Source organism: Gemmatimonas sp. (assembly GCF_027531815.1).
Lineage (GTDB): Bacteria > Gemmatimonadota > Gemmatimonadetes > Gemmatimonadales > Gemmatimonadaceae > Gemmatimonas.
Genome location: NZ_JAPZSK010000011.1, coordinates 21113 through 31378, shown reverse-complemented (window position 1 = coordinate 31378; position 10266 = coordinate 21113). Strand labels below are relative to the sequence as shown.

General features: G+C 68.9%; 11 protein-coding genes. 10 read left to right on the top strand and 1 reads right to left on the bottom strand.

What is annotated here, in order from left to right:
• Positions 1–133: 133 nt before the first annotated feature.
• From O9271_RS14225 to O9271_RS14185, 9 genes are all read left to right on the top strand, one after another.
• Positions 134–634 (top strand): plastocyanin/azurin family copper-binding protein, encoded by a 501-nt coding sequence (locus O9271_RS14225; protein WP_291261196.1) that lies wholly within the window; start codon positions 134–136, stop codon positions 632–634.
• 79 nt (positions 635–713) lie between these two features.
• Positions 714–2462 (top strand): hypothetical protein, encoded by a 1749-nt coding sequence (locus O9271_RS14220; protein ID WP_298270973.1) that lies wholly within the window; start codon positions 714–716, stop codon positions 2460–2462.
• A gap of 10 nt (positions 2463–2472) precedes the next feature.
• A complete protein-coding gene (locus O9271_RS14215; protein ID WP_298270972.1) occupies positions 2473–2907 on the top strand; it encodes a hypothetical protein in 435 nt (144 codons plus the stop codon).
• A gap of 81 nt (positions 2908–2988) precedes the next feature.
• Positions 2989–3498, top strand: a complete 510-nt coding sequence (locus O9271_RS14210; RefSeq protein WP_298270970.1) for a GAF domain-containing protein — start codon at positions 2989–2991, stop codon at positions 3496–3498.
• Positions 3499–3549: 51 nt separating this feature from the next.
• On the top strand, positions 3550–4146 hold the full coding sequence (locus O9271_RS14205) for an HD domain-containing protein (RefSeq protein WP_298270967.1): 597 nt from the start codon (positions 3550–3552) through the stop codon (positions 4144–4146).
• Between the two features lie 50 nt (positions 4147–4196).
• Entirely contained in the window at positions 4197–6194 is a 1998-nt protein-coding gene (locus tag O9271_RS14200) for an Ig-like domain-containing protein (protein ID WP_298270965.1), read from the top strand.
• A complete protein-coding gene (locus O9271_RS14195) occupies positions 6191–7375 on the top strand; it encodes a YncE family protein (RefSeq protein ID WP_298270962.1) in 1185 nt (394 codons plus the stop codon). The genes O9271_RS14200 and O9271_RS14195 overlap by 4 nt, the downstream gene beginning before the upstream one ends.
• 137 nt (positions 7376–7512) lie before the next feature.
• On the top strand, positions 7513–7959 hold the full coding sequence (locus tag O9271_RS14190; RefSeq protein WP_298270960.1) for a hypothetical protein: 447 nt from the start codon (positions 7513–7515) through the stop codon (positions 7957–7959).
• A 29-nt stretch (positions 7960–7988) separates the two neighbouring features.
• A complete protein-coding gene (locus O9271_RS14185; RefSeq protein WP_298270958.1) occupies positions 7989–8297 on the top strand; it encodes a hypothetical protein in 309 nt (102 codons plus the stop codon).
• Between the two features lie 93 nt (positions 8298–8390).
• On the opposite strand, the gene ispG is transcribed toward O9271_RS14185, so the two are convergent.
• Positions 8391–9614 carry a flavodoxin-dependent (E)-4-hydroxy-3-methylbut-2-enyl-diphosphate synthase gene (gene ispG, locus O9271_RS14180; protein ID WP_298270956.1) on the bottom strand — a complete coding sequence of 408 codons (1224 nt, stop codon included), beginning with the start codon at positions 9612–9614 and terminating at the stop codon, positions 8391–8393.
• Between the two features lie 83 nt (positions 9615–9697).
• Between ispG and O9271_RS14175 the strand changes: the two genes are divergently transcribed.
• Positions 9698–10186 carry a hypothetical protein gene (locus tag O9271_RS14175; protein WP_298270952.1) on the top strand — a complete coding sequence of 163 codons (489 nt, stop codon included), beginning with the start codon at positions 9698–9700 and terminating at the stop codon, positions 10184–10186.
• Positions 10187–10266 lie beyond the last annotated feature (80 nt).

Sequence of the window (10266 nt, the reverse complement as noted above, 5' to 3'; positions counted from 1 at the left end):
CACTGACCTGCCCCTTGGCGCTGGTCGCCTTTGTGAATAAGTTCACAAGGTCTGCAGGGCCCTGCAGGCGCAGGCCGTCTGGCGGCCTGAAAAAAGGAAATTTCCGAATTATAGGCTCTGGAGGCCTACACACATGCGGTTTCTCGGCTTTGCGGTGGTGACGGGCGCGGCGATCCTGCTCGGCGCGTGCGGCGGTGGTGACAAGGCGGCGACGGATTCGGCGGCGGCTCCGGCGGCCGACACGGCGGCGGCAGCGGCTCCGGCGGCTCCGGCGGCTGGCGCGATGGCCCCGATCACGGGCACGACGCACACGGTGAACATGGTGGGTGACGGTCAGGGCTACCGCTTCGAGCCGGCCGAAATCACGATCGCCGCGGGCGACGGCATCAAGTTCGTCATGGTCTCGGGCGGCCCGCACAACGTGGCGTTCGATCCCGCCACGCTGTCGCCGGAAGCGAAGACGGCCCTCACGGCGAACATGCCGGAGCAGGCTGGTGAGCTCTCGGGCAAGATGCTCCTGAACGCGAACGAAGAGTACACGGTCTCGTTCGCCGGCGTTCCGGCTGGTACGTACGACTACCACTGCACGCCGCACCTCGCGATGAACATGAAGGGCAAGATCACCATCAAGTAAGCTTCGGCTCACTCGATGTGATGGGCGGGACCACGGGGGCTGGCGCGATGCGCCGGCCCCCGTGTTCGTTTACCGAACCATGACTTCCTCCCGCGCCCGTTGGCTTGCCGCACGCACACGGAACGCGGCGCGCCATGGCCTCGTCATTGCCGGCACCGGCGCTCTCGTGATGATCGCGGCGCTGCTGACCTTCGTGCTGCTGCCACGCCAGGCCGACCGCGCGCTGTCCACCGCCATGGCCGCGCTGCCGCCGGCGCGTGACACGGTGCGGCTGCGCGCGCAGCGGATGCGTCTCGACGCCGCGCGGGCCCGGGCCGAGGCGCAGCGCACCGCCGCCCGCCGTGCCGTGGCCGACTCGTTGCCCGGGAGCCCCGGCACCGCCGACTCGCTTATCAGCGCAGCCATGCTGCCCGCCCTCGTGCGCGACACGGCGCTGCGCGCCTTCGCGGCGCAACTGGCGCGCGCACGGCAGGCGCCGCTCATGGAGAGCTACCGGGCCCTCAGCGCATCCCCCGTCATGCAGCGCGATTCCGTGCGCCGCGCCGCTGCCGGCCGGCTGCGCGATTCGCTCGAGATGCTGTACCGTGAGCGCGAAGCCTCGGCCGCGTTGCGCGGCCCCGACGCCCGGTACGCCGCGCTCACCATGCGGCTCACCGAGGTGGGTGACCAGCTGGTGGCACTCGCCGACCGCTCGCTGCGCGCGTACGCCCAGCTGCCCGAGCAGGCCTCTACCGCCGCCCTGGACACGGGGCGCCCCGATTCGCTGCTCGACGTGACCGTGCACACCGCCACGGACTCCGTGACGGCGCTCGACTCGCTGCTGGCGGCGGCGCAGCGATTCAATACCGCCCTCGATGCGCAGAAGGCGGCGCTGCGGGCGCGTATGCAGCTGGCGGTGCCGCCGGTCGCGATGCTGCTCGCCTCGCTGGTGTTGGGAATCAGTGTGGGCTTTGCCGTGGCCGTGTGGCGAGAGATGCGACACCCCACCGTGGGGGACGCGCAGGAGTTGGAGTTGCTCACCCGCTCGCGGGTGATCGTGCACCTGGGCGACGATGCCGTACCCGGGGAGTTGGGGAGCGCGTGGCGCATGGGCGCTCGATTGCTCCCTCGCTTCGCGCGCCGCACGCGGCCGCCGGAATCGCACGTGCCGGTGCTCACGCCGGCCGCTGAGACGTGGCCGCTGCTCCATCTCATCCTCTCGAACCTGGGCGATATGGCGCGCGAGGTGCAGGTGCTTGCCGACCGTCCGGTGGTGGCAGGGGCCGTCGGGCTCAACCTGGCGTCGGTGGCGGCGCGTGAGTCGCGTGCCACGGTGCTGGTGGACGCCGCGCAACGCGCCGGCGCGCTGGTGCCGCTGCTCCCCACCAGCGCCCTGGTGCGCAGCGAGGGCGAGCGGTCGACCCATGGCGGCGGTCCCGCAGGGGCGTCCGGTGCGGACCCGACCTGGGAAACAGCCTGGGACGCGTCGCGGGCCCTGCCGCTGGGGCGTGACGCGAGCGTGACGCTGGTGCTGCCGCGTCGGGCGCGCTACGACGCCAGCGCCAGTGTGCGCGCAGGGGGACGCGGGCGCCCCGACACTGCCGACCCCCCCTCGCTGCTCGACCCGCTGCTCCGCCACTTCGACTTCACGGTGTACGTGAGCGACCTGTCCCGTGCGCCGGCTGTCCCCACTCCCTGCGACCTGGTGCTGTGCGCGCGGCTCGGGGAAACGCCGCTGGCCTGGGTGGCCCGCACCGTCAGGGCGGCCGAGGAGCAGGGGTGCCGTATTCGCGCCGTCGTGCTCTGGGCAACCGATGTCCCGCTGGCCGGTTCGCGCGCCTCCGGCTAGTCTCCGCTGCATGTGGGCAGATACGCTGTTGACGCTCGAGCAGGGACATCTCCTCCGCCTGGGCGTGTGGGCCGCGCTCAGCATGCTCGGTGGCACCGCACTGCTGGCGCTGCTGGCCGTGCGACGCATGACGGCACCGCTGGTCCGGCACTTCGCCATTCAGACGCTGGCCTGGGGGGCTGTCAACGCCCTCATTGCCCTCTGGGCGTGGCGTGGTCTGGCCATGCGCGACTTCGCCGGCACGCAGAAGCTGCTCAACATCCTGTGGCTCAACACCGGCCTCGATATCGGCTACGCCGCTGTGGGGCTCACGCTGGTCATCGTCGGCTGGCGGTGGGAGCGACGGCTCGGCGCCGTGGGGGCCGGCATCGGCGTGGTGCTGCAGGGACTCGCGCTCGCCGTGCTCGACTACCGCCTCATCGTGCTCATTGGCCCATTGCGCTGACGCCGGCGCTGACGCCGGCGCTGGTGCGGCCTGTTGCCGCTGTTCCCGTCACCGACGTCTCGTCTCGTTTTCCACGTCCCCATGGAACCTGTCATCCCCGACCTGCGCGCCACTCCTCGCGCCGACGCGTACGCCCGCCTGCTGGAGATGCAGGAGCTGCTCCTGCACGACAGCACCGATGCCATTGCCGGCATGGCGACACTGAGCGCCATGCTGCACCACGCCTTCGGCCATCTGTGGACCGGGTTCTACCGGGTCGTGGAGCGGGACCGGTTGCTGCGGGTAGGGCCGTATCAGGGATCCCTCGGCTGTCAGGACATCGCGTTCGGTCGCGGCGTCTGCGGCACGGCGGCGGCGGAACGGCGCACCGTGGTGGTGCCTGATGTGCATGCGTTTCCGGGGCACATTGCCTGCGACGCCCGCTCGCAGAGCGAAATCGTGGTGCCGGTGTACGACGCCACGGGTGCCCTCCTGGCCGTGCTCGACATCGACTCGCCGGTTCTCGACGCCTTCGGCGATGACGACGTGGCCGGCCTCGAACGGTTGGTGGCTTGGTTCACCCGTACGACGTATGTTCCCGTCCCTGCCTGACGCTCCCCGTCAGATCGGCCATCGCCCGTCGCCCCGCCGTTCATGCCTGGTATGACTGGATACTCCGATCGGATCAACCATGCTTTCGCCTTCGCGGCGAAGCATCATGACCAGCAGGTGCGCAAGGGCACTCGCCTGCCCTACCTCACGCACCCGGCCAATGTGGCGGTGATTCTCACCCGGTACGGCTGCAGCGAGGACACGGTGGTGGCGGGGATCCTGCACGACGTGGTGGAGGACTGCGTGCGCGACAGCATGACGCGCGAGATGCTCGAGGAGCGCATCGGCCACAAGTTCGGCCACAGTGTCCTCGCCACCGTGCTCATGGTGACCCACCGCAAGGTGGACGACGACGGCATCGAGCTGTCGTCGGAAGACAAGAAGGAGGATTACCTCGCCCGCCTGTCACTGGCGAACGAGGACGCCCTGTGGGTGTGCGCGGCCGACAAGGTACACAACGCCAACAGTATTCTCTCCGATCTGCGGCGCACCGCCTTCCCCGAAACGGTCTGGGGACGCTTCTCCGTGGGTCGCGAAGGCACGGTGCGATGGTACCGCCGCGTGGCCAACCGGCTGCGCGAGGTCGGGTTCAACGCGCCGATCGTCGATGAACTCGAAGCCGCGGCGTCGGCGCTCGAGCAGGTATAGCTGCCTCGGCTGTCGCCTTTTCCCCATCACCAACTCCGGCCCTGTCGTCCATGCTGATCGCCCTCGTCTCCGCCTCGATCGCCGCCGTGCAGCCGCCGTCGGCGGCCAAGCTTGAAATCACCCCGGCCAACCCAGTGGTCATTGCCGAGGACACGCTGCGCTTGCGCGCCCGGGTGCTGGATGCCAATGGCCAGCCCGTGCCGGGGTCCACGATTCGCTTCATTGCAGCGGGCGGCCGCTTCGAAGGCGCGATCGATGCCGACGGGTTGGTGCGTTCCGGCTCCACCGGTACCATGCCGGTGACCGTCGTGGCGCAGATCGTGGGGCAGCCCACCATCACGCAGCGCATCGAAGTGCGCATGGTGCCCGGACCGGCCGCCACGATCACGCTCGACGACGCCCCGACGCGTCTGGTGGGTGGACAGCGTCTCGTGCTGGTGCCCACGGTGCGCAGCGCCGCTGGCGACCGGCGCGACGACCGGGTGCAGTGGAGCAGCAGCAACCCCGCGGTGGTCGCCGTCAACGCCGACGGCCTCGTGGAGGCGAAGGGCGTGGGACGCGCCGTGCTCACGGCGCGCGTCGATCGTGCCACGGCCACGCACGCGGTGCAGGTGGTGGCGGGGCGCATCGGCTCACTCGCCATCACCCCCAGTGCGAAGGAGGCGCGCACCGGCGACGTGATCCGCTTTGCGGTGACCGCGCGCGATGCCGCCGGCCGTTCACTGGCCGGACTGACCCCCAGCTGGAGCTTCAAACCCGGGCAGGGGGTGATTGACGCCGACGGAGCGTTCACCGGCTATGAAGGGGGCACGTACGTCGTGACAGCCACGCTCGGCACGCAGAGTGCCCAGGCGGTGGTACGGCTCACGCCGCGCGACGTGCGCCGACCGGCCACGGTGGTGGGGAGGTTGCCGCGCACCGGGTTCACCACGGAAGAGGTGTGGCTGCACCCCACGCGCGAAATCGCGTACCTCGGCACCGGCTCGGGGGGCGACCGCATGTTCACCATCGACATCACCGACAAGAGCAAGCCGGTGGTGACCGACTCCATCGTGGAGAACACGCGGCGCGTCAACGACATCATGACGAACCCGGCCGGCACGCATCTCGTGTTCACCCGCGAGGGCGCGAGTGACCGCAAGAACGGGATCGTCATTGCCGCGCTCGACGATCCGCTGCATCCGAAGAAGTGCGCCGACTACACCGAGGGGCTCACCGGTGGCGTGCACAGCACCTTCGTGTACCGGCAGGAGAAGTACGGCACGCACATCTATCTCACCAACGACGGCACCGGGGCCATTCACATCATCGACTGGAACGACCCGTGCCAGCCGAAGACGGCCGCCGTGTGGAAGACGCCGCGTCCCGACGCCGGCCGCTCGCTGCATGACATCGACGTGCAGGATGGCCTGGCGTACCTGAGCTATTGGAACGACGGGCTCGTCATCCTCGACATCGGCAACGGCATCAAGGGGGGCAGCCCCAGTAACCCGCAGCTGGTGAGCCAGTACAAGTACGATCTCAACGACATGTACCGGCAGGTGGAGGCGTCGGGTGGCCCGGGCTTCATTCGCGGCACGCACACCGCCTGGCGTCACAAGAACTACGTGTTCATTGCCGACGAAGTGTTCCCCGCCGCGCCGGTGAAGGGTGCCAAGGATGCGAGCGCCGGACGCGCGTATGGCCGCCTGCAGGTGATCGACGTGAGCAACATCGCCAAGCCGAAGAGCGTGGCCTTCTACGAGCCCGAGTTCGGTGGCGTGCACAACGTGTGGGTGGCCGGTGATACGCTGTACATGGGCGCGTACAACGCGGGCTTCCGCACCTTCGACATCAGCGGTGAATTGCGCGGCGACCTGCGCGCGCAGCAGCGCGAAATGGTGCACGTGCACACCGCCGACATGGATGGCTACGTGAAGAACGCCGCCATGACCTGGGGCGTGGTGGTGCGCAACGGTCTCGCGTACGTGAATGACATGTACAACGGACTCTGGATCGTGCGCATGGACCCCAAGCCTGAACCCAAGAAGACCGTCATCGTGCCATGAAGCCGCGCGTCGCTCACCTCGTTGCCGCGTTTCTCGCCTCCCTGACGGCGGCGTCCGGCGCCGCCGCGCAGGGTGCGGCGCCGCTCGCCCCACCCGCACCGTCGCGCACGTACACGGCGCTGGTGGCGAGCGAGAGCGTGGACCGCGTGGCCGTCATCGAATTCGGCCCGCAGGGGGCGAAGGTCGTACGGCAGCATGACGTGGGGGTGATGCTCGCCGATCCCGACGGCCCGCACGGACTGGCCGTGGCCCCTGACGGGGCGCACTACTACGTGAGCACGGCGCACGGCACGCCGTATGGCGTGCTCTGGAAGTTCGACGCGCGCACCAACGCGTACGCCGGCCAGGTCATGCTGGGCAACTTCCCCGCCACGGCGCAGGTGACCCCCGACGGCCGCCGGGTCGTGGTGGTGAACTTCAACCTGCACGGCGACATGGTGGCGAGCGACGTGAGCGTGGTGCGCACGGACAGCCTGCAGGAGATTGCCCGCATCACCACCTGCGCCATGCCGCATGGCTCGCGCGTGAACAGCCGTGGTACGCGGCACTACAGTGTGTGCATGATGGACGAGCAGCTCGTGGAGATCGATCTCGACGGACTGCAGGTGTCGCGGCACTTCCTGCTCACCAAGGGGATGGAGCGCGGCATGGACGGCGCGCCGCCGGTACGTGGGGCGGCCGACGCGGCACACGCCGGTCACGACATGAGCGGCCACGGGCTCGCGCAGCCGGCGGCGGGGAGCACCACCTGCTCCCCGACCTGGGCCCAGCCCAGTGCCGACGATCGCACCGTGTGGGTGGCGTGCAACGGTACGAGCGATCTCGTGGAGATCGACGTGGCGTCGTGGACGATGCGCCGCCGCATTCCTGCGGGGAACGGCGTGTACAATCTCGCCGCCACCCGCGACGGCACGAAGCTCGTGGCCACCAACAAGCGCGGGCAGAGCGTGGGCATCATCGACACGAAGACCGGCGCCACGCTCGCCACGCTGCCCACGCAGCGGCGCGTGGTGCACGGCGTGGTGATCACCCCCGACGACCGCTACGCCTTCGTCACGGTAGAAGGGGTGGGGTCGGAGCCGGGGACGGTGGAGATCATCGACCTCGTGGCGCTCAAGACGGTGGCACGGGTGGAGGTGGGGCAGCAGGCGGGGGGGATCGATATCCTGCCGCTTCGCTGACGGAGGGGCGTCGGGCAGGGGTTGCTACATCGGTGGATTCCGCGCAAGGTTGGAGGCGGTGGCCGGATACGCGTACCGGGCACCGCCGTTTCAGTCGGGATGACTCGCTCACCACCCTTGCCACGGAATGCCCCCGCATGCGAATCCTCCGCGTTGCCGCCGCCGCCGGCGCAGTAACACTCCTCACCGGGTGTTTCCATCAGGTCGTCGATACCGGGCTCCCGCGCTCGACGACGACCGTGACCAAGTCGTTCCACCCATCCTACCTCTTCGGCTTGGTCGCGGGCTCCCCAATCGACGTGCGTCAGCAGTGCCCAAGCGGCATCGCCGTCGCCAGCACCCGACAGACGTTTGCCAACGGGGTGGTCGGCATGCTCACCCTGGGGCTCTTCACGCCCCATGAAGTGTCGATCACCTGCGCCAACGGTGGACGCGCCGACGCCGGCGCCGCCACGCGCGTATTGGCCGCAACGCTCGACACGGAGGCGTTCAACACGGCGCTGTCGCAAATCGCCCGGGAGTCGGCCGCGTCCGGCCGCCCGATCGTCGTCACCTTCGCGCCGGAAACGGCCCCTTCGCGCTGATCGCGGGAGACCTTGCCATGATGAGCCGGATGTCTCGTTCCGTTTGCACCCTCGCCACGGTGGCCGCCGTCAGCCTGCTGGCGGGCTGCTACCACTACACTGTCGTTTCGGGGGCGCCGGAAGCGGCGCAGAAGATCGACCTGCCGTGGCAGAAGTCGTGGGTGCTGGGGCTCGTGCCCCCCGACACCATCAAGTCCCAGCAGACCTGCCCACAGGGCATTGCCAAGTTCGAGACGAAGCACAGCTTCCTCAACGGGCTGGTCGGCAACCTCACCTACAACATCTTCACCCCGATCCATCCCACGGTCACCTGCGCGAGTGGGCCGGTCGCGCGCTGAGCGTCGTCCCGCTGAGCGTCGTCCCGCTGAGCGCCCGGGCGTCCGGCTCCATGAGCCGGGCGCCCGTCGTGCAGGCGGGGGGGACGTCGCGCCTCAATACGTGCGCGCCACGTAGTCGTTGAGGATGCCGAGGAACTCCGGCACGATCATATCCCCCTTCAGCGTCGTGAACAGCCTGCCGTCCACGTACACGGGCGCCTTGGGCTCCTCGAACGTCCCCGGGAGGGAAATGCCGATGTTGGCGTGCTTGCTCTCACCCGGGCCGTTCACCACGCACCCCATCACGGCCACCTTCATCTCCACCACGCCGGGCTTCGACTCGCGCCACACCGGCATCTGCTCGCGCAGATAGCCCTGAATGTCTTCCGCCATGCGCTGGAAGAAAGTGCTGGTGGTGCGGCCACACCCCGGGCACGCCGTCACCTGCGGTGCGAACGAACGCAGCCCCAGCGACTGCAGGATCTGCTGCGCCACGAACACTTCTTCACGGCGGTCGCCACCGGGCTTGGGGGTGAGCGACACGCGAATCGTGTCGCCGATCCCTTCGCTGAGCAGGATCGAGAGCGCCGCTGCCGACGCGATGACCCCCTTGTTGCCCATCCCCGCTTCGGTGAGCCCGAGGTGCAGCGGGTAGTCGCACCGCTTGGCCAGCCGGCGGTAGCACTCCACGAGATCGGGGACCACCGAGATCTTGGCGCTCACGATGATCTTGTCGTGGGCGAGCCCCACTTCTTCGGCGAGGGCCGCCGAGCGGAGCGCGCTTTCGAGCATCGCGTCCATGTACACGTCCTTCGCATCGCGCGGCGCGGCCAACGCGGCGTTGGCGTCCATCATGTCGGTGAGCAGGTTCTGGTCGAGCGAACCCCAGTTCACGCCAATGCGCACCGGCTTGTCGTGATCGATGGCCGCCTGCACGATGGTGGTGAAGTTCGTATCGCGGTGCTTCGTGCCGACATTGCCGGGGTTGATGCGGTACTTGTCGAGGGCGGCGGCGGCCTTCGGGTACTTGGTGAGCAGTAGGTGCCCGTTGTAGTGGAAGTCGCCGATGAGCGGCACGTCGAGTCCCCGGTCGTCCAGCCGCTGGCGAATCTCCGGGACCGCCTGCGCCGCCTCGTCGTTGTTGACGGTAATGCGCACCTTCTGCGAGCCGGCCTCGAACAGCGCGGCCACCTGGTCGGCCGTACCGGCGGCGTCAGCCGTATCGGTGTTGGTCATCGACTGCACCACCACGGGGGCAGAAGACCCCACGGGCACGCCGCGCACCGTGACCGTGACGGTGGGACGACGGCTACCGAACCCTGCGGCGGAGGACGACACGATACGCACCCTGCAAGTGAAAGTGACGGGATGGACGACGGCGAAAGCTAGCGCGTGCCGGTAGGGTCGCCCAAGTTCCGGCCATGGTTGATCCAACCCAAGAGGAACACGACTCGCCCGCCGGGAGTGCCGGGGCGGCGGCCGCCGCCCCGGATGCCCAGGGCGGCAAGGCCACCCCGCCCGCACCCCGCACGTCGTTCGTGCGCCGCCACTGGCTGGCGGTCACGGTACTGGTGCTGCTGGGGCTCCCGGCGCTGGGGCTCGGCATCTGGACGGCGGCAGCACTCTCGTGGAGCTACTCCGAAGGGTCGCGTGCGGGCTACGTGCAGAAGATTTCCAGGAAGGGGTGGCTGTGCAAAACCTGGGAGGGGACCCTCTACACGGACATCGCCAAGGGTTTCCGGTCGGACAGCTTCTCCTTCACCGTGCGCAGCGATTCCGTGGCTGCGGCCATCACGGCGCTCAGCGGTAAGCGTGTCACGGTGACCTACCAGCAGCATGTCGGGGTACCCACCTCGTGCTTTGGCGAAACGGAGTATTTCGTCACCGCCGTGGAGCCGTCGCCCGAATAGCGCCGCGCTCCGTTCACGGTGGTACGGCATTCGCATCGTTGGCGGGACACGACGTGCGCCCCACCTGAACTGGAGAATCT